Annotated in this window: 26 protein-coding genes; 12 read left to right on the forward strand and 14 right to left on the reverse strand. The window is 68.9% G+C overall.

Annotation, left to right across the window (positions count from 1 at the left end):
- Positions 1-52 precede the first annotated feature (52 nt).
- Positions 53-934 carry a DMT family transporter gene (locus DDE10_RS09765; RefSeq protein ID WP_114952569.1) on the forward strand — a complete coding sequence of 294 codons (882 nt, stop codon included), beginning with the start codon at positions 53-55 and terminating at the stop codon, positions 932-934.
- On the opposite strand, the gene DDE10_RS09770 is transcribed toward DDE10_RS09765, so the two are convergent.
- Entirely contained in the window at positions 885-1,580 is a 696-nt protein-coding gene (locus tag DDE10_RS09770) for a class I SAM-dependent methyltransferase (protein WP_114952570.1), read from the reverse strand. The genes DDE10_RS09765 and DDE10_RS09770 overlap by 50 nt on opposite strands.
- Positions 1,581-1,669: 89 nt before the next feature.
- Between DDE10_RS09770 and DDE10_RS09775 the strand changes: the two genes are divergently transcribed.
- Positions 1,670-2,188, forward strand: coding sequence for a diacylglycerol kinase family protein (locus DDE10_RS09775; protein ID WP_114952684.1), 519 nt, complete (start codon positions 1,670-1,672; stop codon positions 2,186-2,188).
- Between the two features lie 28 nt (positions 2,189-2,216).
- Here DDE10_RS09775 and DDE10_RS09780 read toward each other — a convergent pair whose 3' ends face one another.
- The 8 genes from DDE10_RS09780 to crtY all read right to left on the reverse strand — a co-directional run bounded on the left by DDE10_RS09780 (position 2,217) and on the right by crtY (position 10,827).
- On the reverse strand, positions 2,217-2,849 hold the full coding sequence (locus DDE10_RS09780) for a Vgb family protein (RefSeq protein ID WP_114952571.1): 633 nt from the start codon (positions 2,847-2,849) through the stop codon (positions 2,217-2,219).
- Positions 2,850-2,904: 55 nt separating this feature from the next.
- On the reverse strand, positions 2,905-4,128 hold the full coding sequence (locus DDE10_RS09785) for a helix-turn-helix domain-containing protein (protein ID WP_284734556.1): 1,224 nt from the start codon (positions 4,126-4,128) through the stop codon (positions 2,905-2,907).
- An 81-nt stretch (positions 4,129-4,209) separates the two neighbouring features.
- Positions 4,210-5,541: an MFS transporter gene (locus DDE10_RS09790; protein ID WP_114952572.1), complete on the reverse strand. Its 1,332-nt coding sequence runs from the start codon at positions 5,539-5,541 to the stop codon at positions 4,210-4,212.
- Positions 5,542-5,646: 105 nt separating this feature from the next.
- Positions 5,647-5,997, reverse strand: coding sequence for a DUF2200 domain-containing protein (locus DDE10_RS09795; RefSeq protein ID WP_114952573.1), 351 nt, complete (start codon positions 5,995-5,997; stop codon positions 5,647-5,649).
- 72 nt (positions 5,998-6,069) lie between these two features.
- Positions 6,070-7,257: a DSD1 family PLP-dependent enzyme gene (locus DDE10_RS09800; protein ID WP_284734557.1), complete on the reverse strand. Its 1,188-nt coding sequence runs from the start codon at positions 7,255-7,257 to the stop codon at positions 6,070-6,072.
- On the reverse strand, positions 7,239-8,198 hold the full coding sequence (locus DDE10_RS09805; RefSeq protein WP_114952574.1) for a squalene/phytoene synthase family protein: 960 nt from the start codon (positions 8,196-8,198) through the stop codon (positions 7,239-7,241). The genes DDE10_RS09800 and DDE10_RS09805 overlap by 19 nt, the downstream gene beginning before the upstream one ends.
- Positions 8,195-9,685, reverse strand: a complete 1,491-nt coding sequence (locus DDE10_RS09810) for a phytoene desaturase (protein ID WP_114952575.1) — start codon at positions 9,683-9,685, stop codon at positions 8,195-8,197. The genes DDE10_RS09805 and DDE10_RS09810 overlap by 4 nt, the downstream gene beginning before the upstream one ends.
- Positions 9,682-10,827, reverse strand: a complete 1,146-nt coding sequence (crtY, locus tag DDE10_RS09815; protein ID WP_284734558.1) for a lycopene beta-cyclase CrtY — start codon at positions 10,825-10,827, stop codon at positions 9,682-9,684. Before crtY ends, DDE10_RS09810 begins: the two co-directional genes overlap by 4 nt.
- A 166-nt stretch (positions 10,828-10,993) precedes the next feature.
- On the opposite strand from crtY, the gene DDE10_RS09820 reads away from it, so the two are divergent.
- From DDE10_RS09820 to DDE10_RS09835, 4 genes are all read left to right on the forward strand, one after another.
- Entirely contained in the window at positions 10,994-11,773 is a 780-nt protein-coding gene (locus DDE10_RS09820) for a sterol desaturase family protein (protein WP_432653725.1), read from the forward strand.
- Positions 11,712-12,107 carry a DUF2141 domain-containing protein gene (locus tag DDE10_RS09825; RefSeq protein WP_114952577.1) on the forward strand — a complete coding sequence of 132 codons (396 nt, stop codon included), beginning with the start codon at positions 11,712-11,714 and terminating at the stop codon, positions 12,105-12,107. Before DDE10_RS09820 ends, DDE10_RS09825 begins: the two co-directional genes overlap by 62 nt.
- A 117-nt stretch (positions 12,108-12,224) precedes the next feature.
- Positions 12,225-12,935 carry a serine O-acetyltransferase EpsC gene (gene epsC / locus DDE10_RS09830; protein WP_114952578.1) on the forward strand — a complete coding sequence of 237 codons (711 nt, stop codon included), beginning with the start codon at positions 12,225-12,227 and terminating at the stop codon, positions 12,933-12,935.
- On the forward strand, positions 12,935-13,276 hold the full coding sequence (locus DDE10_RS09835) for a DUF2794 domain-containing protein (protein WP_114952579.1): 342 nt from the start codon (positions 12,935-12,937) through the stop codon (positions 13,274-13,276). The genes epsC and DDE10_RS09835 overlap by 1 nt, the downstream gene beginning before the upstream one ends.
- A gap of 41 nt (positions 13,277-13,317) precedes the next feature.
- Here the strand turns inward: DDE10_RS09835 and DDE10_RS09840 are convergent, their stop codons facing one another.
- From DDE10_RS09840 to DDE10_RS09850, 3 genes are all read right to left on the reverse strand, one after another.
- A complete protein-coding gene (locus DDE10_RS09840) occupies positions 13,318-14,409 on the reverse strand; it encodes a hypothetical protein (RefSeq protein WP_114952580.1) in 1,092 nt (363 codons plus the stop codon).
- 94 nt (positions 14,410-14,503) lie between these two features.
- Positions 14,504-15,403: an SDR family NAD(P)-dependent oxidoreductase gene (locus DDE10_RS09845; protein ID WP_114952581.1), complete on the reverse strand. Its 900-nt coding sequence runs from the start codon at positions 15,401-15,403 to the stop codon at positions 14,504-14,506.
- Positions 15,404-15,537: 134 nt separating this feature from the next.
- Positions 15,538-15,885 carry a hypothetical protein gene (locus tag DDE10_RS09850; protein ID WP_162806525.1) on the reverse strand — a complete coding sequence of 116 codons (348 nt, stop codon included), beginning with the start codon at positions 15,883-15,885 and terminating at the stop codon, positions 15,538-15,540.
- 195 nt (positions 15,886-16,080) lie between these two features.
- Here DDE10_RS09850 and DDE10_RS09855 point away from each other — a divergent pair, with 195 nt between their 5' ends.
- From DDE10_RS09855 to mscL, 6 genes are all read left to right on the forward strand, one after another.
- Positions 16,081-16,485, forward strand: a complete 405-nt coding sequence (locus tag DDE10_RS09855; protein ID WP_114952583.1) for a hypothetical protein — start codon at positions 16,081-16,083, stop codon at positions 16,483-16,485.
- 13 nt (positions 16,486-16,498) lie between these two features.
- Positions 16,499-16,777, forward strand: coding sequence for an HPr-rel-A system PqqD family peptide chaperone (locus DDE10_RS09860; RefSeq protein WP_114952584.1), 279 nt, complete (start codon positions 16,499-16,501; stop codon positions 16,775-16,777).
- A 127-nt stretch (positions 16,778-16,904) separates the two neighbouring features.
- Positions 16,905-17,177, forward strand: coding sequence for an endonuclease domain-containing protein (locus tag DDE10_RS23780; protein ID WP_284734559.1), 273 nt, complete (start codon positions 16,905-16,907; stop codon positions 17,175-17,177).
- A gap of 215 nt (positions 17,178-17,392) precedes the next feature.
- On the forward strand, positions 17,393-18,253 hold the full coding sequence (locus DDE10_RS09870) for an HprK-related kinase A (RefSeq protein WP_114952585.1): 861 nt from the start codon (positions 17,393-17,395) through the stop codon (positions 18,251-18,253).
- Positions 18,250-19,263 (forward strand): nucleotidyltransferase domain-containing protein, encoded by a 1,014-nt coding sequence (locus DDE10_RS09875; RefSeq protein WP_114952688.1) that lies wholly within the window; start codon positions 18,250-18,252, stop codon positions 19,261-19,263. Before DDE10_RS09870 ends, DDE10_RS09875 begins: the two co-directional genes overlap by 4 nt.
- Positions 19,264-19,332: 69 nt before the next feature.
- Positions 19,333-19,758: a large conductance mechanosensitive channel protein MscL gene (mscL, locus tag DDE10_RS09880; RefSeq protein WP_114952689.1), complete on the forward strand. Its 426-nt coding sequence runs from the start codon at positions 19,333-19,335 to the stop codon at positions 19,756-19,758.
- 4 nt (positions 19,759-19,762) lie between these two features.
- On the opposite strand, the gene DDE10_RS09885 is transcribed toward mscL, so the two are convergent.
- Both DDE10_RS09885 and gph read right to left on the reverse strand, forming a co-directional pair.
- Positions 19,763-20,143: a YidH family protein gene (locus DDE10_RS09885; protein ID WP_114952586.1), complete on the reverse strand. Its 381-nt coding sequence runs from the start codon at positions 20,141-20,143 to the stop codon at positions 19,763-19,765.
- A gap of 41 nt (positions 20,144-20,184) precedes the next feature.
- Positions 20,185-20,847 carry a phosphoglycolate phosphatase gene (gene gph / locus DDE10_RS09890; RefSeq protein ID WP_114952587.1) on the reverse strand — a complete coding sequence of 221 codons (663 nt, stop codon included), beginning with the start codon at positions 20,845-20,847 and terminating at the stop codon, positions 20,185-20,187.
- Positions 20,848-20,919: the final 72 nt, after the last annotated feature.

Raw genomic sequence — 20,919 nt, forward strand, 5'->3', positions numbered from 1 at the left:
TAGCCTTCGACGCTGGACATACTAGGCCCGCAAGTCGTTGGGCGCGGAGCGAATGACCGATGCCCATCCCCTTCGCGGCGCGCTGCTGCTCGTCACCGCTTTGCTCCTGTTCGCCTGCATGGACGCGACGACGAAGTTCCTCTCGGCGACGCGGGAGGTGCCGCTCATCGTCGCCGTCCGCTACGTCGGCAACTTGCTGCTAATGGTGCTGCTGCTCGCGCCGACCCACGGCCGTCAGCTGGTCGAGACGAAGCGGACGGGCCTGGTCGTCGTCCGCGGGATCTGCCTTGCCGCCTCGTCGCTGATGGTCGGCTTCGCGCTGCAGCGCATGCCGGTGGCTGAGACGACGGCGATCGGATTCCTCGGCCCGATCCTCGTCATCGTCGCCGCCGGGCCGCTGCTCGGCGAGCGGATCGGCCGGATCGGGTGGGCCGCGGTCCTGCTCGGTTTCACCGGAGTCCTGCTGATCGCGCGGCCGGGCAGCGGGCTCGAGGCGGTGGGGGTCGCTTGCGCCCTCGCCGCCGTGGCGGCGAATGTCGGCTACCAGCTCTTGTCGCGGGTCCTCGTCGCCACCGAGCGGACGATCGCCTTGCTCTTCTACACCGCGCTCGCCGGCGCGATCCTGTTCAGCCTTGCTCTGCCCTGGTTCTGGGACGGCCGCGCGCCCACAGTCTTCGAAGCCGTGCTCTTCTTCAGTCTCGCCGCCTATGGCGGGCTCGGCCATTTCCTGTTCACCGCCGCCTATCGCTACGCGCCGGCCTCGCTGCTCGCGCCGATGAACTATCTGCAACTGCTCTGGGCGGGGCTGCTCGGCTGGACGCTGTTCGGGCACGTACCGGACCAGGTGAGTCTGCTCGGCATGGCGATCGTCGCCGCGTCCGGAATCATGGTCGCGCTGAAGACGCGGCGGCCGCCGGCAAAGCGGATGGTGTAGCCGGAAGCCTGGGCCGGAAGACGCCCGCGGGCTTCGCTGACGGCCCGGAGCCGCCGGAAAGCTCGCAGACGGCGAAGCTCGCCACCGGCTCGAGCTCTGCCAACGGCAGGAAGGCGCGGCCGGGATCGCCGATGAGCATCTCGGCGCCGGCCTCCACGCAGCGCGCGCCGAAGCGCAGGACCCGCTCCGCCGTCGCCCGATCGTAGAAGAGGTCGCCAACGGTGATCAGGTCGAAATCGGACACGGCCGGCGTCCGGGTGGGATCACCTGGTCGAAGTGTCAGGCGGACCTGGTTGGCCTCGGCGTTCAAAGCGGCCGCGACCACGGCATAGGGATCGACATCCGCGGCGACGACCTTGCGCGCGCCCGCCAGCGCGGCGGCGATCGCCACCAGCCCGGATCCGGTGCCGATATCGAGCACCCGGCGTCCGGCCACCTGTTCGGGATGATCGAGCAGATAGCGGGCGAGGACGAGGCCGCCGCTCCAATAATGCGCCCAATAGGGGCTGCCGAAGCTCTCGTCCCGCTCCGCCAGCCGGCCGAGGCCGCTGGCGAGGACGGCCTTGTGCAGGCGGATTTCCGGGACGAACGGCACCGGTGCCAAGGGCAGGTTCGCCCGGATGAAGGCTCTCGTCGCTTCGGACACGGGTCCGGTTAGCGGCGGCAGAGGGGGAACCGCAATGGCAATCTCGGACTCACTTTACATCGCAAAGTAGCGCCATTACGCATATGCGGATGCCCTGGCGCGAGCACTTTCTCGATCGCCCGTCCGTGGGAGATGCGGTCGAGGGCGCACCCGCGACGAGCGGTCTCCATTTGCCTAGACACTCTGTAGCAGCGAGTAGTTTCCGTTGCAGTTCGGGTTGGCGTGGCCGCCTTCGAAGTCTGCGCTTTGCCGCGGAAGGCCTGTCGGTCCTGTTCCGCGACGAGCCCAATGCTCGAGTTCACATCGCCTGTGCCGCGATCGCCTGCGTCCTCGGGCTCCTGCTTCGCATCAGCCTTGCCGAATGGCGGTGGGTCATACTGGCCATCGGCCTCGTCCTCGCAGCGGAGGCCGTGAACACCGCTCTGGAAAGGGCCTGCGACGCGGCGCACCCGGATCCCCATCCGCTCGTGAAAGCCGCGAAGGACCTGTCCGCGGCCGCGGTGCTCATCGTCGCGTTGACCGCATTCGCCATCGGGCTGCTCACCTTCCTTCCTCCTCTCGCGAGGACGGTCGCGCCGCTGACGAGTTTCATCGTTTCAGCCCATTGAGGAAGTTGCCGAGCGTATCCCTGGATCCTCAGCTGCGCCGCCGGACCACCCGGATCTTGCCGCTCGTGCCGCCGCCGCAGAAGAAGAGATCATCGCCATTGGATTCCAGGCCGGAGACGCCGGCGCCGGCCGGCATGTCGAGGCACTCCAGCACCTCGCCAGTTTCCGGGTCGACCCGCCTGATGTCGCTTTCCTCGCCTTCCCAGGTGCCGTGCCAGAGCTCGCCCTCGACCCAGGTGACGCCGGTGACGACCTTCTTCGATTCGATGGTGCGGATCAGCCGGCCCGTCTCGGGATCGATGCGATGGATCCTGCGGTTGCGATATTCGCCCACCCACAAACTCCCCTCCGCCCAGGCCAAGCCGGAATCGGCGCCCTGGCCGGGGGAGGGGATGGAGGCGAGCTGCTCGCCGGTTTCCGGGTCCAGCTTGAGGATCCGGTCCTCGGCGATCTGGTAGACATGGCGACCGTCGAAGGCGGTTCCGGCATCGGCCGCCGCCTCGATCGATCGGCCGAGCGCCCCGCTCGCCGGATCGAGGGCGGTGATCCGGTCGCCGGCGGCGAACCAGATGCGGCTTCCGTCGAAGGTCACGCCGTGCACGGCGTCGACTCCGGGGAAGGGGCCATATTCGCGCACGATTTCGGCATTTCGCGTCTTCATGTCCGTCTCGCTTCTCAAAAGGGCATCGAGGAACGTCCTCGCGCTCTTGCCGAATCTAGTCCGCGATCATCGCGCCCGGGAGTAACAAGAGTGTCGGGAAACCGGGCAAAGCCGGGATCATCCAGCGCAGCGCCCGGCCGCGGCCATAGGATTCGACCTTGCCCTGCGCGGCAAGCGACTCGAGCGCGCGCTGGACGGTGCGCTGGCTGGCGCCCAGCGCCAGAGCCAAAGCGGAGCTCGACCAGGATTCGCCGTCGGCGAGCAAGGCGAGGAGGGGGGCATGCTCGCTGTCGAAAGCCGGCGCAAGCACCACCAGGTCATGGCCCTGGCGGGGCGCCAGTGCAAATCCTCGGCGGGTCGCGCGCAGATCCGCCAGCGGCCGCAGCGCGGCGCGCAGCCGGCCGATCTCGACCCTGAGGCGGGCGCGGTGCGATTCGTCGGCGAAACGGGCGCGAAAGGCGCGTCGCAGGAGCGCCTCGCGCGCGGCGTCTCCCGGCCAGGCTTCGGCCAGCGTGCGGGCGAGCGCGAACAACACCGGCCGGGTCGCGAGGGGCACCGACCGGCCGCCGGCACGAATGGCGTTCCGGCAGGCGTCGACGACCAAGGCCTCGGAGGCGAGCAGCGACTCCACCTCGTCCAGGTGCAGCAGCCGGGACTCGCCTCGCGCCAGCAGACGGGCCACCGGGGCATCCAGCTCCTGCGACGCCGCCTCGACCTCCGCGGTCAGAGCCGGCAGGTTCGCGGCCAGTGCGGCGGCCTTCGCCCGTTCTAGGGCGCGGCGCGCTTCGCCGACCCGCAGCCGACGTAGCGCGATACCGGCGACGACCAGCGCGTGCGCGCCGCGGGCCGCAGGCGGCAAGGTCTCGACGGCCAATCCGGCGAGGGCCTGCTCGGCCTCGTCGAGACGTCCAATCAGCAGCAGGCGGCGGGCCTCGATGTGGCGGGCATGGGCGGCGTTGCGCCCGTCGCCCCGCGCTTCCAACGTCGCACGGGCAGCGGCGAGGGCTCGCGGCGGCCAGCCGAGGTCACGCGAAACCAAGGCGATCTCCGCCTCGGCGAGAACGCAGCGGGCGCGGGCAAGCGCCTCGCGAGGGCCGAAGGCGCGGCCGGCCCTCCGCAGCAGCACCTTGGCGCGGTCGAGCTCGCCCAGCTGCGCCATGGCGATGCCGCGCAGGGCCAAAGCCGGCGCGTCGTCCCGCAAGGCGACCCGATTCAGCGCGCCGAGCGGATCGCCGGCCGCGAGTGCCCGCGCGGCGGCGTTGACGAGCGAGTCCATCATGTGGGTCGCGCCAAACTACCTCTCCCGCCCGTTGCGGACCGATACTAGGTCGCGGGCGTCACCGACGCCAATCGATCGCGGTCAGCCGCCCGGAGCGACCGCCGGATCGCCTGCGTCAACCTTGCCTTGCGCATAGACTTGCGAAAGGCGTCGATAGGCGCCGGACCTGAAGGCGGCGATCGTCACCAGCATGCCGATCAGGCCGGCGGCGGTGAAGACCAGGGCGATCCCGCGTTCGGGGCCGCGGCCGTACCAGTCGCCGATCGCCTCGGCGCCGGCGCCCGTCGTCATGAAGGGGATGAAGACGAACTGGGCGACAGGCGCGATGATGAAGGCGGTGAGCGGCGAGGCGGCCTGCTCGACCGACTGGGCGAAGCCGAACACCCGGCCCTGGCGCTCGTAGGGGACGACCTTCTGCAGGGTGGTGTGCTCGGCCGCCTCGGCAAAGGGGCCAAGGAACATCCACATGATGCAGCCGGCCGCCAGCAGCGGGATGGAGGACTGGACGGTGAACAGGGCGCCGGCCGTCCAGGCGATCAAGTTGACGAGGAGCAGGGTGCGCAGCGGATTGCGGCCGAGCCCGGTCCGGGCGATGACGATCCCGCTCAGGATGAAGGCGCAGGACACGAAGGCCCAGAACAGCCCCCAATGCTGGACCGCCATCAGCGACAGGCCGTAGGCATCGAGCAGCGCCATGAACACGCCGCCCAGGAAATTGTTGAAAGTGGCGAAGAGGATCAGCGCGAACAGGCCGGGCACGCCGGCGACCACGCCGATCGTGCCGCGAAGGTCGACCCGCTTGGGTGCGCCGCTCTCGGCGGCCGGTCGTGGCTCGTCCACCCGCACCAGCATCAGGTGGATGAAGGCCGCCACGGTGAGGGCGGCGGCGAATGAAAGCGCGGCGACCATCCCGCCCCACGCGACCAGGAAGCCGCTCACCGCTGAGGTGGTGAGGAAGCCGATCCCGGTCACCATACCGACGAGGCCGTTCGCCTTGTCGCGCCGGTCCTCGGGAACGAGCGCGGTCACCAGCGTCGGCAGCGCAATGTTGCGGATGTTGCCGGCGATCACGCCGGACATGACGACAATGACGAACAGCCAGAGCCAAGGGCTCGCCGCGCTGGTGAACTCTTTCTCCGGCGTCAGCACCACCATCGCCAGCGACGCGGCGTAGAAGAGGAAGGAGACGAGGCTCGATCCCATCATGACCGCCTTCTTGCGGTGATGGTCGACCAGGCTGCCGAACCAGATGGCCAGGCCAGCGGTGAGGGCCAGGTAGAGCCCGGCGATCATGCCCGTCGCGAACACCGACCTTGTCTCGAGGAAGACCCAAAAGGTAAGCGCGAACCACACCGTGAAGTTGGTGATGTTCGCAACGAGATTGTTGACGAGGATCTTGTGGAAAGGGGTCATCGTCGCTCGCCTATCGGGGGCTCCGGATGAGGGCCCAGATGAGATCGGCACCGCGCCGCCCCACAGGCGGCAAGCTGTCCCTGGAGGGTCAACGACGCGGCGGCGTCATTTCCGCAGGATCTTCTCCATCGCCTTCCCTTTGGCGAGCTCGTCGATCAGCTTGTCGAGATAGCGCAGCTCGCGCATCAGCGGATCCTCTATCTCCTCGACGCGGATGCCGCAGACCGTGCCGGTGATGAGCGACCGCGACGGATTCAGGCGTGGCGCCTGCGCGAAGAAATCCTCGAAGTTGGTCTTCTTCGCCAGTTCCTCGTCCAGCGTTTCCTGGCTGTGCCCGGTCAGCCAGCGGATGATCTCGTCGACTTCCGCCTTGGTGCGGCCCTTCTTCTCCGCCTTGGCGAGATAGTGCGGATAGACGCTCGCGACGCTGATCGAAAAGATGCGATGCTTCTTCATGGGGCCTCCGAAAGCGGCTCGGCGATCACACGGGCCGGATCATCCTTCACGCGCGAGGGCCCGCCGAACCGCTCATTGCGACCGGCCGCGCGCGTCGACCGGCCAGATGTCGAGGAGCGTGTCGCCCCGCACGACATGATAGTGATCGTAGAGATTCACCGTCGGGTCGCAATGGGGAACGGCGCAGGTGATCGTCGCGCCGATCGCGACCGCCTCGCCCAAATCGAGAGCCAGGCCGCCCTGCTCGTCGCCGCGGAACAGATAGCGTGTGCCCTCGGGCGCTCCGGCGACGATCCGCGGTGGTCCTGCGTCCGTCGCGAAGGCCTTGAGGCCGGCATCGGTGGTCGCGAAGCCGGGATGGTTGGCGCTGATCACCGTCGTCTGCACGAACAGGGTGGTGGCGAACGGCGCGGGCTCGCCCGCTTTCTCCCAGACGTCGCCATATTCGGCGTCCATGAACAGATAGGAGCCGGCCTGGAGATCGGTGAGCACACCCGCCTGCGGATCGAGGTCGAAGGTCCCGGTGCCGCCGCCGGTGACGATCGGGCAGGCGAGCCCCTGCCGTTCGAGCAGGGCGCGGACGCCGCGCAGCGCGTTCATCGCCGCGAGAGTCGCGGCCTTTCGTTCGCTGCGATCGCCGACATGCATGAGGTGGCCGGCATAACCCTGGATCCCGGCGAGGCTCAGATGGGGATCTGCGGCGATCCTTCGGGCAAGGGCTGCCGCCCCTTCGCCTGGTTCGATGCCGGTCCGGCGCTGCCCGACATCAAGGTCAACGAGCAGCTTGAGCGGCCTGCAGGATGCCCGTCCGACCTCGCCGAGGGCTTCCGCGTGGGCCGTGCAGTCGGCGACCACGAGCAGGTCCGGGCAGACGCGATTCAACTCGGCCAGACGCCGCCGGCCGTCGCCGGTGACGATCGGCGAGGTGATCAGGATCGATTCGATTCCTCCCGCCGAGAGCACTTCCGCCTCGCCCAGCTTCGCGCAGCAGATGCCGACCGCGCCGGCCGCCATCTGCCGCTTCGCGATCTCGATCGACTTGTGGGTCTTGGCGTGGGGCCGCAGGGCGATGCCGCTCTCCCGGCAAAGCCTTGCCATTCTCGCGATATTGGCTTCGAGCCCATCAAGATCGACGATCAGGCTCGGCGTGTTGAGGCGCCAGCGGCCACCGGGGACGCCGATGAGATGACCGTTGACGCCCAAGCCACGCGCATTTTCGTCCGACCGAGGCGGGGCGCCGGTCATGCGGGTCGCGTCCATAATCCCTCCCGCCCCGTCGCCTGCGGGTGCTCTCCGCACTCGACCAGCGCCTTGGCCACGAAGACCAGCTTGGAGGGCTTGTGGATGATCGTCCGGCTTTCCCACGCTTCCTCGCCGCGCGCGGCGACCCGTCGGGCAATGGCGCCGTAGATGTTGGCGGCGGAGAGGACCGCCCAGCGGGCGCGGAAAGGGAGGCGGGCGGCACCGACCCGGGCGGAGGCCTCGTAATCGGCGACCAGCGCCGCCAGTCGTCCTGCGATCCGGGCGAGGGTTGGGCGGTCGGCCGGATCGAGGCCACCCGGCGGCAGCCAGTCGGCGGGCAGATAGAGCCGGCCGACGCCGTGATCCTCGACGATGTCGCGGGCGATGTTGGCGAGCTGGAAGGCGATGCCGAGGTCGGCGGCGCGGTCGAGCGTGTCTCCGTCGTCCGGATCGACCCCCATCACCACCGCCATCATGCAGCCGACGGCGCCGGCGACATGATAACAATAGCGGAGCAGGTCCTGCTCCGTGCGCGGCCGCCAGCCCTCAGCGTCGAGGGCAAAGCCGGCAAGATGGTCGTCGATGAACCGGCGCGGGATCATGCATTCGGCGGCGACGACACGAAGCGCGTCGAACGGGGCGAGGCCGACGCGCTCCCCGGCCAGCGCGCGGTCGGTCATGCCGCGGATCTGGCCGATGCGCCGCTCCGGATCGTCCGGTGCGACCGCGCCGTGGCCCAGCGTCTGGCCGTCGGCAAGATCGTCGCACGCGCGGCACCAGCTGTAGAGCAGCCAGGCCCGCTCGCGCGTGGCCTGGTCGAACAGGTTGCTGGCGAAGCGGAACGACTTCGAGCCTTCGCGGATGATCCGCTCCGCCTCCGCGACCAGCGACCGGCGCTCCGCGCCGGCCGCGCCCGCGGCGTCGAGACCGCCGGAGACGGGGCGCGCCTGCGCGTTCAGGCGGCCCTCCCCTGGGTGAGATCCGCGATCATCAGGCCGGCCGTCGCCTTGGCGCTGCCGACCACGCCGGGGATGCCTGCGCCGGGATGGGTGCCGGCGCCGACGAAATAGAGATTGGGGATGACGTCGTCGCGATTGTGCGTCCTGAACCAGGCGCTCTGCGTGAGCAAAGGCTCGAGGCTGAAGGCCGAGCCGAGATGGGCACCGAGATCCTCGGCGAAATCCTGGGGCGTGTAGTGGAACAGGACCTCGATGCGGTCCCTCAGTCCCGGCAGCATCCTCTGCTCGAGGATCTCGAGGATCCGGTCGCGATAGCGCGGCGCTTCCTCCTCCCAGTCGATCGGGAGCTTGCCGAGATGCGGCACCGGGGCGAGCGCATAGAAGGTCGACCGGCCCGGCGGCGCCATGTCCGGATCGGTGGCGGTGGGATGGTGGACGTAGAGAGAAGGATCGTCGGCGAGGCGGCCGTGGTCATAGATGTCGCCGAGCAACGCCCGGTAGCGCGGCCCGAACAGGATATTGTGGTGAGGCACGTCGGGATATTCGCCGCGCACCCCGAAATGAACGACGAAGAGGGATGGCGAGAAGCGCTTGCGCCTGAGGCGGGCGGCGGCGGCGGGGCCGCGGCGGTGGCCCTCGACCAGCTCGTAGCTTCGCACCACGTCGGCGTTGGAAGCGACCGCGTCGAAGGAGGCGCGCCAGCCGGATTTCGTGCGCAGTCCGGTGACGCGGGCGCCGTCGCTCTCGATCGCCTCAACCGGATCGCCGATCCGCAGCGTGCCGCCGATGCGCTGGAAATGATCGATCATGCCGCGAACGAGCGCGTTGGTGCCGCCGCGCGCGAACCAGACGCCGCCGTCCCGCTCGAGCTTGTGGATGAGTGCATAGATCGAGCTCGTCGCCATCGGATTGCCGCCGACGAGCAGGGTGTGGAACGACAAGGCCTGTCGGAGCTTGTCGTTGCGCACGAAGCCGGAGACGATCGAATAGACCGACCGCCAGGCCTGGTAGCGGGCGAGCTGCGGCGCGGCGCGGATCATCGACTTGAAGTCGAGGAAGGGCACGGCGCCCAGTTTCTCGTAACCCTCGACGAAGACGCCGGCGGAATAATCGAGGAAGCGGCGATAGCCGTCGACATCGGCCGGATCGAGCCGGGCGATCTGCTCGGCGAGATGTGCGTCGTCATTGGTGTAGTCGAAGACGGTCCCGTCCGGCCAGGAGAGCCGGTAGAAAGGCGTGATCGGCAGCAGATCGACGTCGGCGGCCATGTCACCGCCGCTCAGCGCCCACAATTCCTTCAGGCAATCGGGATCGGTGATGACGGTGGGCCCCGCATCGAAGACATGGCCGTCCTTCTCCCAGAAATAGGCCCGGCCACCGGGCCGGTCGCGGCCCTCGACGAGAGTGGTGGCGATGCCGGCCGACTGCAGGCGAATGGCAAGCGCGAGGCCGCCGATGCCGGCGCCGACGATGGCGGCATTCTTCATGCCAGCAGCGCCTTGATCGCGCGGCCGATCGTCACGGGCGGCCGTCCGCTCAGGATCCGCAGGCGATCGGCCATGGTCGACTGCCCGGCATAGAAGCGGCCGATCACGTCCGGCCCGAGCCGGTAGAAATGCTCGAGGACCCGGTAGCGTTCGTCGGGCGCCGCCGCTTGGAACAGCATCCGGCTCAGCAGGCGGTAGAAACGACGCTCGCGCCACAGCCGCGCTGCCTCCTCCCGAAGGCGATGGCCAAGCGTCGCGAGATCCGGCTGGGCGGAAATCGTCATCGCCACGCGCACCGCATCGGGGAGCGAATAGCCGGTGACGGGATGGAAGAAGCCGCCGCGCAGGCCGATGCGGCCGACCGGCGAACCCACCGGCCAGAAACGGTCGAAATCCCCGCCCATCGCCACCGGCAGCACGCCGGTCTCCTCCCGTTCCAGGGCAGAGATCTGCCAATTGCGCGCGGCGGCATAGTCTTCGATCCGGCGGCCGAGCCGGTCGCGGTCGAGGTGAGGGTCGGTCGAATAATAGGTGTCCTCGATCAATAGCCGGTCCGCTGCGAAAGGCAGGCAATAGACGAAGCGATAGCCGTCTGTCTGCTCGACCCGGGCGTCCATAACGATCGGGCGTTCCAGCCGATGCGGCGCCGCCAGGCGATATTCGCGCCCGACGAACTTCTGCCAGCCCAGATCGAGGCCGTCGAGAGCGTCCGGGCCGCGAGCGTCGATGACGGCGCTCGCGGCGAGGGTCTCGCCGTTCCCGAGCCGCACCGAATCGGCCTTCACGTCGGCGATCGTCGCGCCGAGGCGATACTGGTCCGGACGAAGCGACCCGCGCACTAGCCGGTCGAGCCGGTCGGAGGTCAGGCTGTTATAGCCGGCGGCGAGCACCCGCTCGCGCCTCGGGAAATGGACCGAATAGCCGCTCCAACTCCGCTCGATCGCACCCTCGATCAGCCAGCGATCCTCGTCTGCCACGTCGGAGTCGAAGAAGGACCAGATATGGTTGCCGCCGAAGGATTGGCCTTGCTCGAGGAGCAGGAAGGGGGTTTCCGGCCGGCGCTGTGCCAGCGCGAGCGCCGCCAGGCAGCCGGCCAGGCCGCCGCCGGCGATGATGAGGGGAGGGGGAGGGGACAGGCTCAATCGAAGTTTCCGGCGTTGTGGCGAGCCTCTCTGGAATCCTCCCTCGAGGGAGAGGACGTTCCTTGGAGGGACCCGCTTTCGCCTCTCCTTACGCAGGCCCTTCGCCAATCGCCACCACGTGATGTAAGGCACGCGTGTGACCATCTTCTTCGCCGCGCTGATCTCGATGCTCGCCATGACGGCGATCGTGGGCCTGCGTTACCTGGCGGTGAGCGGCGCCTTTGCCTGGCTGACGCGGCGCCGCTTCCCCGGCCTCTATGCCGGGCTCGACCCGCAGATCCGGCGCGAGATAGGCTGGTCGCTCGCCAGCGCCGCCATTTACGGCTTCCCGGCCGGCCTGCTGGCCTGGGGTTGGCAGGAGCATGGCTGGACCCGGGTCTATACCGATGCGGGGGACTATCCGCTCTGGTGGCTGCCGGCCTCGGTACTCGTCTATCTGCTGCTCCACGATGCCTGGTTCTATTGGACCCATCGCTGGATGCACCGGCCGCGCTGGTTCCGGATCGCTCATGCCGTCCACCATGCCAGCCGGCCCCCGACCGCCTGGGCGGCGATGAGCTTCCACCCCGTTGAGGCGCTGACCGGCGCCGTCGTCATTCCCGTCCTCGTCCTCACCATCCCGATCCATGTCGGCGCTCTCATGGCCGTGCTGCTGGTGATGACGGTGATGGGCGTCACCAACCATATGGGCTGGGAGCTGTTTCCGAGCCGGCTGGTCGAGGGGCCGGCGGGCGCGTGGCTGATCACGGCCAGCCATCACCAGCGCCATCACCAGCAATATGGATGCAATTATGGGCTTTATTTCCGTCTCTGGGACCGGCTGTGCGGCACCGACCGCGGCCTCGGCAGCTTTGCCGCGCATCCTCGCGGCGATCGTCGCGGCGATGATGCTGGGCGGAGCAGCGGGGACGGCGGAGATCGAGATCTCGGTCGAAGGGCTGCGTAACGGCAACGGCTCGGTGCGGCTGTGCCTGACCCGCAACGCGGCACACTTCCCGGACTGCAACCGCGATCCCGCCGCGATCCGCCGGTCGCTGCCGGCCGGCCAGGCCGCGAACATCCGCTTTTCCGGTGCCGCGCCGGGCGTTTATGCGCTCGCACTCATCCACGATGAGAACGACAATGGCCGGCTCGACAAGTTCATGGCGATCCCGCGTGAGGGCTTCGCTTTCTCGCGCAATCCCGGCCTTCGCATGGGGCCGCCGAGCTTCGAGGAAGTGCGATTCGACGCGCCCGCCGGACGCGTCCGACAGACGGTTCGGGTGCGCTATCTTTTGTAGCGTTGCCAAGGGCTTGGCAGATCAACGCCCCGCCTGCGGATATTTCCGGCCGAAGAGCGACTGGAAATCCGCTTTTCACGGGACTATCTCATCCTCATAACGGAAGAGAGCGTGACCATGGCTTCCGGCCTCGTGGCCTATCTCGATTCGATCAAGGCGCGCGATCCCGCCCCGCGCAGCCGCTGGGAGATCCTGCTTTATCCGGGCGTCTGGGCGCTCGGGCTGCACCGGGTCGCCCACTGGCTGTTCAAGGGCGAGCTCTATTTCCTCGCCCGGCTGGTCAATCATTTCTCGCGCATGCTGACCGCGATCGACATTCATCCCGGCGCGCAGATCGGCCGCAACTTCTTCATCGATCACGGCTTCGTCGTCATCGGCGAGACCGCGGAGATCGGCGACAACGTCACCATCTATCAGCATGTCACCCTGGGCGGCACCGCGCCGCACGAAGGGATAGGCGGCAAGCGCCATCCGACCATCTCGGACTGGGCCGTGCTCGGATCGGGCGCGCAGGTGCTCGGCCCGATCACCGTCGGCGCCCGCGCCCGCATCGGCGCCAATTCAGTCGTCACCCGGGACGTGCCGGAGGGGGCGACGATGATCGGAATCCCGGCCCGCTCGACGCTGGTCACCGCCGAGCAGAGCTCGAAGAGCTTCCTGCCCTATGGAACACCCTGTTCCGAGGTCTATGATCCGGCCACGCAGAAGTTCGAGATCCTCCAGTGCGAGGTCGAGCAGCTGCGCAAGCGGGTCGCCGAGCTGGTGGAGGAGCGCCAGCAGGCGCAGGGCGACCTGGGGCTCACGGCCGGCGACCGGAGCCGCGCCTGATGGGTCAGGTCCTCCCGTTTCCGTCCGGTCCGGGAGGACAGGCCAGGCAGACGGGTTTCACGCGGACCGAGCTCAACCGGATCGTCGATCTCTATGGCCGAATGGTCGCGGCCGGCCTGTGGAAGGATTATGCGATCGAGCTCCGGTCCGAGGCGGCTTCCTTCTGGTGCTTCCGCCGTGCCGCCGAGCGCCCCGAATATCGGATCGAGAAGCGGCCGGCCGCCCGTCAGGGTCCGTGGGCGCTGATCGGCGAGCAAGGCCAGATCCTCCGCCGCGGCCACGAGCTCGGTCCCGTGCTGGCGCCGATCGAGCGGCGGCTGATGAAGGTGGTGGCAGGGTAAAGTCTTTCCCCTCCCTGCAGGCAGGGAGGGGAGACCCAGGTCTAGGCGGCCACCGCCTCGTGAGAGACACGGTCGAGCACCGGCAGCTTGCCACGCAGGCCCTCCGGCAGCGGCTGCACGATCGCCCGCCGGGCATTGGCCCAGAAGGCTGACAGCAGCAGCAGCGCCGAGCCGATGATGAGCGCCGTGAGCGCGACGCTGAGCTCGACGGCGCCATATTCGCGGAACAGGCTGTTCAGCGCATAGAGCACGTAGGCGAGCGCGGAGACCAGCAAGGCGCGCCGATCGATGGCGAGCGCGGCAAGCCCGAGGGCGACGTAGAGGGCGACGACGATCACCGCTTCGCCGGGATTGACGCTGCCTTCGGTCAGGCCGAGCAGGGTGAAGACCGGGTGAACGATCATCGGCGCCGCCAGCAGGTGAAGCCAGAAGGCGACGTCGGAGCGCCGGGTCTCGCGACGCGGATCGGAAGCGTCCCAACGCATCGCGAACAGGAAGACCCCGATGCCGAGGGCGAGAAGCGTGACGAGCACGACGGTCTCGGTCGCCGGCGTGTCCCCGACGGCGGAGAGGACCAAGCCCACCACGAGGGCGGCCACGGCCGCCGTTCCCGCGGCGACGGTGATCGGCACGCGGAAGCGCCGCCAGTGCAGCCAGGCCGAGGCGGCAGCGATCGCGGCGGCGGCCGCCAGCAGGATCGCCGCCAGCGTCGCATCGTTCTGGAGCCGCGCCTCGCCGACGGCGAGGACGAGAGTGATTCCGGCGGTGGCGAACACCCCGCCGACGAAGGCGAGCAGCAGCAGGATGCTGGGAAGTGCCATGCGCCGCTCGCGCGTGAAGAATTCGGCGAGGCCCCAGGCGGTGGCGGCGACAAACAGGCCCATGAACGGCGTCGGCCCGTCAAAGTCGATGCGGGGCGGCACATAATAGCCGATCCACCCTACCGCCACGAGCAGGATCACCGCGGCGATGCCGACGAAGATGTCGTTGAAGCCGGTCAGCAGCCGGAAATGCTCTTCGTCCACCACCGGAGCGTGCCGGCCGGACGCAACGAAGTCCCGGAACCGCCCTGCCTGGTCGCGCGTCAGCGCGCCGGCGACGATGGCGGCCTCGAGATCGCTCTCGCTATACATGGTCATCCTCCCTCTGTTTGGCGGGAGTATACCAGCGGTGTGTGAGTCGAGCAATACAGTGCGGCGTGGCGGCGGGCGCCGATGAGCGGCGAGATCAGGCCCCTTGCAGACGCTGAAGGATGCCGAGCGTCTGCTCGTGGCCGGACTGCGGCACCGCCTCGCCGTCGCGGTCGATGATCCGGGCCCAGTTTTCGGCGACTCCTTCCGGCGTCTGCTCATCCTCGTCGAGCGCGACGCCGCGCGTGAGGGTCACGAAGGCGGCCTGGACGACTCCGGCGCCGGCGCCGACGATATGGTTCGTCGGCGCTTCGTCCGAGACCAGGAACAGGGCCGCGGGCGCAACCAGCTCTGGCCGGAAGCGCGCCAGCAGCTCGGGCGGAAAGATGTCCTCGGTCATCCGCGTCGCCGCGGTCGGCGCGATCGTGTTGACGCGGATGTCGTATTTGGCGCCCTCGAGCGCGAGCGTCTTCGCAAGCCCGACCAGGCCGAGCTTGGCGGCGCCGTAATTGGCCTGGCCGAAATTGCCGTAGAGGCCGGTCGAGCTGCTCGTCATCAGGATACGGCCATAAGCCTGCTCGCGCATCGTCTCCCACACCGCCTTGGTGCAGAGCGCCGAGCCGACCAGATGGACGTCGACGACGGCGCGGAAGTCCTCGATCGTCATCTTGGCGAAGCTTCTGTCGCGCAGGATCCCGGCATTGTTGATGAGGATATGGACGGCGCCAAACTCGGCCTTTGCCTCAGCCACCATCGCCTCGACCTGAGCATGATCGGTGACGCTGGCGCCGTTGGCGATCGCGCGGCCGCCGAACGCTGCGATCTCCTCGACGACACGCTGCGCCGCGTCGCTGGTTCCGGTGCCGTCGCGCGCACCGCCGAGATCGTTGACGACGACCGAGGCCCCTCGCTTCGCCAGCTCGAGAGCGTAAGCGCGGCCGAGCCCGCCCCCAGCGCCGGTGACGATGGCGACGCGCCCTTCGAAGCCGATGGTCATGACTGTCCCGCCTTGTTCGCTCGTTGTCCGGCCAGGCGGGTAGGGGAAAGCCGGCGCGGAGGAAAGGCCGCGCCGGCGTCCGTTCATCGGTCGCCCCGGCTATTGGCCGAGACGGAGGTGGGCTGCTGCGCTCGTCAGTTCGGGCCGCGGCCGCGCTCGTAGGTCTGAACGCAGCGGTCGGTCACCGTTCGCGAGCAGGGCGGGAATTCACCCTCGGCAGGTCGCGGCGTGAACACCTGCTGCTGGTTCGGATTGGGCTGGAAGACCGCGCCCGCCTGGACCGGCGGGCTCTGGTTCGCGCCGGCGGGCACTTCGGCCGGTGCCGACACGACCGGGATGCCGCGCGCATCGCGGGCGGGCGCCTGGTTACCGGGCGCCGACGTCTGCGTGGCGGTCGACGGCTGAGCGGCAGTGGTGCCCGTCGTCTGGGCGAAGGCCGCGCCCGCCATCGTCAGGGCAGCCGCGAAGAGTGCGGTTTTCATCATGCTCCTCCTTGCTGGGACTCGGCATAAACGATGCCGAAACGATTTTTCTCCGTGCCGGCGGAAAATGCCCTGTCCCGGCGGCGCGAAAGCTTCTTCGGAGGTGTCGTGCCATCGCGGGACACGCGCAGCGGCGGCCTCGCACCGCCAGTGGCTTTACCCTTATGTAAGGCGGGTCGTGTAGCGGGATCGGTCATGAGCGGCATTGAAGACAAGGATGGCGGCAGCGAGGGCTTCGTTCCCAGCCGGCGTACCGTACTCATGCTCGGCGTCGCCGCGGCCTCGACCGTGGTGACGATCCGCCCGGCCCTCGCCCAGACGGCGGGTTCGGTGCTCAATTGCGAGATTCCGGTGCCGGGGCCTCACGCGGCCGGCAGCCATATCGCACCCGACGGCAGTCTGGTCGCGCCCGGCACGGCCGGCGCCGCGCCGCCGCTGGCGCGTCCGTTGCGAGGCGAGGAGGCGCGCATGCTGCTGCGCGGTTCGACCCCGCCGGGCGTCAATCCGGGATCCTCTCAGGCCTATGCCAATTACATTCGGCGGCTGCAGGCGGGGATGAGCGGTTTCACCTGCTACGCCTCCCTGCAGATGCCGCGCTAGCCGTGCTGGCGCCATGAGCGGCGCCCGCTACGTCGCCGATCCGGCCGAATGCCTCACCCGGGTCGAGCTCGACGGCCTGTCGCTGCTTTTCCACCATCCCTCCGGAATGACCCACATCGTGGCGTCGCCAGCGCCGCAGATCCTCGAAGCGCTGCAGCTTGGTCCCGCCGATGGGGGCGAGATCCTTGCCCGCATGCGCGCCTGGTACGATCTCGAAGGGGACGAGGCCGCCGACGCGATCGACGCCCGGCTCGAGGAGCTCGAAGCCGCCGGCCTGGTCCGGCGCGCGTGATGGAGTGGCGGGCCATCTCGCATTCTCCCCTCCCTGCACGCAGGGAGGGGCCGGGGGTGGGTATGCCCCTGCAAGAAGCACAAAAGGAGAATTTGCGCGCCGGCTCGTGTGCGCGCAGGATATCGCAATGCCGAGGATTCCGCCTCGCCTCACCACCTTCGCGCGCGAAATGCGCAACGAGCCCACCGAGAGTGAGAAGCGGCTCTGGCTGTGCCTCTCCCGCTTTCGTCCTCGCTTCACGCGGCAACTGGTCGTCGGGCCGTACATCCTCGATCTCGCCTGTCGGCGCGCCAAATTGTTCGTCGAGTATGACGGCAGCCAGCATTTCGAAGCGGCCGACGAGGACGAAGCGCGCACGGCTTTTCTCGAACGTCTCGGCTGGAAGGTCATCCGCTTCTGAAACTCTGAGGTTCAAGACAACCCCGACGGCGTTGCCCAGGCGATCCTCCTCGAAGTCGCGGCCAGATTGGGCCGACCCACCCCCATCGTGGCGACAGGTCCGTCCCCCGGACGGACCAAAAGGTCGCCACGATCCTCCCTGTTTCCAGGGAGGGGAGGAAAAGGGTGCCACGCACTCGCAAACCGTGATTCGACCGTCAAAGTGCAGGTTCGCACATGAGGCATAGCCTTTCCCTGCAGATCGGGCCGGTCGCCTTCCGCATCGGCTCCGCCTGGCGCGCGCCGCTCGAGGCGCTGGCACATTTGTACCAGGGCTATCCGCAGCCGGAGCGGATCTGCGACTTCACCGTGCGGCTCGAGCCGGAGAGGCCGTGGCGGCGATGGCTGCGCCCGTCGGTGGCGATTGCCGGCGACTATGTCCTGCCGGACGCGGCGCCGATGGCGCTGGCTCACGGCCTGCTCGCCGCCGAGATGGGCATGAACCTGCAGATGGCGCTGGGCCAGAAGAGCTATCTTCTGCTCCACGCGGCGAGCGTCGAGAAGGACGGAAGGGCGCTCATCCTCACCGGCGAATCCGGGGCCGGAAAATCGACCCTGGCGGCGTTGCTCGGCGAACGCGGATGGCGGCTGATGGGCGACGAGTTCGCCCTGCTCGATCTTGCCGATGGCAGGCTTCGCGCCTTTCCGCGCGCGGTCAGTCTCAAGAACGGCGCCATCGCGGTGATGGAAGCCGAGGTCGACGCGGACCGATTCGGGCCGGTGCTCGCGGGAACGCCCAAGGGGACGATCCGCCACGTTCGCCCGAACAAGCGCGCGCTGGCCGCGATGGCGGAGCCGGCACGGCCGGCGCTCATCCTGTTCCCGCGCTTCGGCGAGGCGGCTGCGGCGCGCGGCGTCGGGCAGGCGGAGGTGTTCATGCGCCTCACCCAATCCTCGACCAACTATGTCGCCCTTGGCGGCGCCGGGTTCGAGGCGCTGAACGGCCTCGTCGCCGCCTGCCCCGCCGCCGCGATCGATTATCCCGATGCCGCCACCGCCATCGACATGGTCGAGGGCCTGTGGGAGCAGGCGGCGTGAGGGGCGGCCGCCTGGTCGCCGCGGTGCTGCGCGCACCCGAGATTGCTGCCCGCCTCGCCGGCGAGGAATGGAATGCGCTGATCGCCGCCGCGCGAGCGGAGCAGCTGATCGGAAGCCTGGCTTGCCGCCTCGACGGCCACGACGTCCCCGAGAAGGTCGAGCGGCTGCTCGCGGCCGCGCGGCGGGACGCGGCGCAGCAGCGCGTGCAGGCGTTGTGGGAGGCCGAAATGACCCGCCGCGCGCTGGCGCCGCTCGGCATCCCGGTGGTCCTGCTCAAGGGCAATGCCTTTCACGCCGCCGGGCTGGCCGCTTCGACCGGCCGCTTCGTCGGCGACCTCGACATCTTGGTGCCGAGGGACAGCCTGGAGGCGGTGGAGGCGGCGCTGCTCGCCGCCGGCTGGGAGCGCCTCAAGGAGGCGGACGGCTATGACGACCTCTATTACCGCCGCTGGATGCACGAGCTGCCGCCGCTGATCCATCGCACCCGCGACCGCATGATCGACGTTCATCACACGATCCTGCCGATGACGGCGCGGCCGCGGCCGGACGCGGACGCCCTGATCGCCGACAGCATCGCCATCGACGGCGGCCTCAGGATCCTCGCGCCCGCCGACATGATCGTCCACGCCGCCGCCCACCTGTTCGCCGACGGCGATCTCGCCGGCGGCCTTCGCAATCTGTGGGACATCGACCGGCTGCTGCGCCAGTTCGCCTCCGACCCCGCTTTTTGGGGACAGTTGGACGACCGGGCGCGGCGGCACCAGCTCGGTCCCGCCGTCGCCCGGGCGCTGCGGCTGTCAGCGCGGATCTACGATACGCCGGTCGACCGGGCCGTGGCCGGCCGCGATCGTCTCGTCGACCGACTGTTCGCCGCCCGCCTGCTCGCCCGAAACGGCTGGGGCCAGCCGGTGCGGCCGCTGCTCCGCTTCGCCTTCTTCGTGCGCTCGCACTGGCTGCGCATGCCGCCGCTCATGCTGGCCCGTCATCTGTGGGTGAAGGCGCGAGGCTGAAGGCGGCTGGACCCCTCCGGCCGCACCCTTTATCCTCGACCCCGGAAACGAACGGGCAGGGGCATGTTCATGAGCGGCTTTCGTGAGTTCATCGCGCGCGGCAATGTCCTCGATCTCGCGGTGGCGGTCATCATCGGCGCCGCCTTCGGCACCATCGTCACCTCGCTCACCGACGACGTCATCATGCCGGCCATCGGCGCCGTCTTCGGCGGACTGGATTTTTCCGCCTATTTCATCCGCCTGGGCCCGATCCCCAGCGGCTATGCGGGCGATCCCCACAATTATGCCGCGCTCAAGGAAGCCGGCGTGCCGATGCTGGGCTACGGCCAGTTCCTCACCGCCTTGGTCAATTTCCTCATCCTCGCCTTCATCATCTATCAGCTCGTCCGGCTGGCCACGAAGTTGAGGAAGCCGGAGGAGGCCGCTCCGCCGGCGCCGCCCGAGGAACTGGTCGTGCTTCGCGAGATCCGGGACGAGCTCAGGCGGAGGCCCTGAGCGCTCAGCCAGCGCGGCCGATCGGCACCAGCCAGATCGCTGCTATCAGCGCCAGCGTCGCGACGGCCATGGCGACGGTGATGATCCGCAGGTTCATCGGTTTCGCGCTCTCGACCACATGAGCGGAAAGTCGCTTGCGCACGGTGCAGGCCCGCCGCTCGGCCGCCACCGCCGTCGCCACCCCGACCAGCATGAACATCGTCGCGATCGTGCGCGGCAGCCAGGCCGGCTGCATCTCCTCGAAGAGAACATGGAAGCCGAGGCCGATGCCGACCGCGGCAAAGCCGGTCCGCAGCCATCCGGCGAAGGTGCGCTCGTTGGCGAGCAGGGTGCGGTCCTCGGCGAGATCGGTGCGGACCCGGGCAGGATTCTCCTCGTCGGTCATATAAGGTCAATGCACGGGCCTTCGGCCGGGTTCATTCCGGCTCAGAGCCGTTCCAGCGTCTCCGGGAGCAGGGCCAGGCTGTCGATGACGGCGTCGGCGCCGAGCTCGACCGCCGGACGATCGGAATAGCCGAAGCTCACGGCGACGAATGTCAGTCCCGCCGCGCGCGCCGTGTCGGCATCGATGATCGAATCGCCGACGAACGCCGCCCGTCCGCCCCCGGACGCCTCGATCGCCGCGCGGAGCGGCGCCGGATCGGGCTTGCGCACCGGGAGGCTGTCGCCGCCGACGATGGCGGCGAAGCGGCTCCCCAGGCCCAGTGCCTCGAGCAGCAGCCGGGCCATCCGCTCCGGCTTGTTGGTGCACAAGGCGAGGCGGGCGCCGCATGCCTCGATCCGCTCCAGCGCCGGCTGGAGCCCGGGATAGAGACGGCTGCCGACGCAGAGATGGTCGGCGTAATAGTCAAGGAAGATCGGAAAGCCCTCGTCGACCAGCGCTTCCGGCGACTCGCCGCTGGCGGCCAGGCCGCGGCGCAGCAGCGCCCGGGCGCCATGGCCGATGAGGTGACGCACCCGCTCGGTCGGAACCAGCGGCCGCCCCAGCCGCGCGAGCGTGTGGTTGAGCGCCGCGGCAAGGTCCGAGGCCGAGTCGACCAGGGTGCCGTCGAGGTCGAAGGCGACGACATCGAAAGGAAAGGCGGGCATGGCCGCGTTCGTTAGGCACCGGTTCCTCGCTTGGGAAGCACTGGCACCGGCTCCCCATCCGTGGCATCGGGC

The organism is Sphingosinicella terrae, assembly GCF_003347635.1.
Lineage (GTDB): Bacteria > Pseudomonadota > Alphaproteobacteria > Sphingomonadales > Sphingomonadaceae > Allosphingosinicella > Allosphingosinicella terrae.

What these genes read in the sequence shown, in the direction of transcription:
- DDE10_RS09820 (WP_432653725.1), top strand. Translation starts at nt 10,994, where the DNA reads ATGCTCGCCATGACGGCGATCGTGGGCCTGCGTTACCTGGCGGTGAGC.
- DDE10_RS09835 (WP_114952579.1), top strand. Translation starts at nt 12,935, where the DNA reads ATGGGTCAGGTCCTCCCGTTTCCGTCCGGTCCGGGAGGACAGGCCAGG.
- mscL (WP_114952689.1), top strand. Translation starts at nt 19,333, where the DNA reads ATGAGCGGCTTTCGTGAGTTCATCGCGCGCGGCAATGTCCTCGATCTC.
- DDE10_RS09795 (WP_114952573.1), bottom strand. Translation starts at nt 5,997, where the DNA reads ATGAAGAAGCATCGCATCTTTTCGATCAGCGTCGCGAGCGTCTATCCG.
- DDE10_RS09850 (WP_162806525.1), bottom strand. Translation starts at nt 15,885, where the DNA reads ATGAAAACCGCACTCTTCGCGGCTGCCCTGACGATGGCGGGCGCGGCC.
- DDE10_RS09775 (WP_114952684.1), top strand. Translation starts at nt 1,670, where the DNA reads ATGCCCTGGCGCGAGCACTTTCTCGATCGCCCGTCCGTGGGAGATGCG.
- DDE10_RS09800 (WP_284734557.1), bottom strand. Translation starts at nt 7,257, where the DNA reads ATGGACGCGACCCGCATGACCGGCGCCCCGCCTCGGTCGGACGAAAAT.
- DDE10_RS09780 (WP_114952571.1), bottom strand. Translation starts at nt 2,849, where the DNA reads ATGAAGACGCGAAATGCCGAAATCGTGCGCGAATATGGCCCCTTCCCC.
- DDE10_RS23780 (WP_284734559.1), top strand. Translation starts at nt 16,905, where the DNA reads ATGCCGAGGATTCCGCCTCGCCTCACCACCTTCGCGCGCGAAATGCGC.
- DDE10_RS09790 (WP_114952572.1), bottom strand. Translation starts at nt 5,541, where the DNA reads ATGACCCCTTTCCACAAGATCCTCGTCAACAATCTCGTTGCGAACATC.
- DDE10_RS09855 (WP_114952583.1), top strand. Translation starts at nt 16,081, where the DNA reads ATGAGCGGCATTGAAGACAAGGATGGCGGCAGCGAGGGCTTCGTTCCC.
- DDE10_RS09825 (WP_114952577.1), top strand. Translation starts at nt 11,712, where the DNA reads ATGATGCTGGGCGGAGCAGCGGGGACGGCGGAGATCGAGATCTCGGTC.
- gph (WP_114952587.1), bottom strand. Translation starts at nt 20,847, where the DNA reads ATGCCCGCCTTTCCTTTCGATGTCGTCGCCTTCGACCTCGACGGCACC.
- epsC (WP_114952578.1), top strand. Translation starts at nt 12,225, where the DNA reads ATGGCTTCCGGCCTCGTGGCCTATCTCGATTCGATCAAGGCGCGCGAT.
- DDE10_RS09885 (WP_114952586.1), bottom strand. Translation starts at nt 20,143, where the DNA reads ATGACCGACGAGGAGAATCCTGCCCGGGTCCGCACCGATCTCGCCGAG.
- DDE10_RS09765 (WP_114952569.1), top strand. Translation starts at nt 53, where the DNA reads ATGACCGATGCCCATCCCCTTCGCGGCGCGCTGCTGCTCGTCACCGCT.
- DDE10_RS09810 (WP_114952575.1), bottom strand. Translation starts at nt 9,685, where the DNA reads ATGAAGAATGCCGCCATCGTCGGCGCCGGCATCGGCGGCCTCGCGCTT.
- DDE10_RS09785 (WP_284734556.1), bottom strand. Translation starts at nt 4,128, where the DNA reads ATGATGGACTCGCTCGTCAACGCCGCCGCGCGGGCACTCGCGGCCGGC.
- DDE10_RS09870 (WP_114952585.1), top strand. Translation starts at nt 17,393, where the DNA reads ATGAGGCATAGCCTTTCCCTGCAGATCGGGCCGGTCGCCTTCCGCATC.
- DDE10_RS09860 (WP_114952584.1), top strand. Translation starts at nt 16,499, where the DNA reads ATGAGCGGCGCCCGCTACGTCGCCGATCCGGCCGAATGCCTCACCCGG.
- DDE10_RS09845 (WP_114952581.1), bottom strand. Translation starts at nt 15,403, where the DNA reads ATGACCATCGGCTTCGAAGGGCGCGTCGCCATCGTCACCGGCGCTGGG.
- DDE10_RS09840 (WP_114952580.1), bottom strand. Translation starts at nt 14,409, where the DNA reads ATGTATAGCGAGAGCGATCTCGAGGCCGCCATCGTCGCCGGCGCGCTG.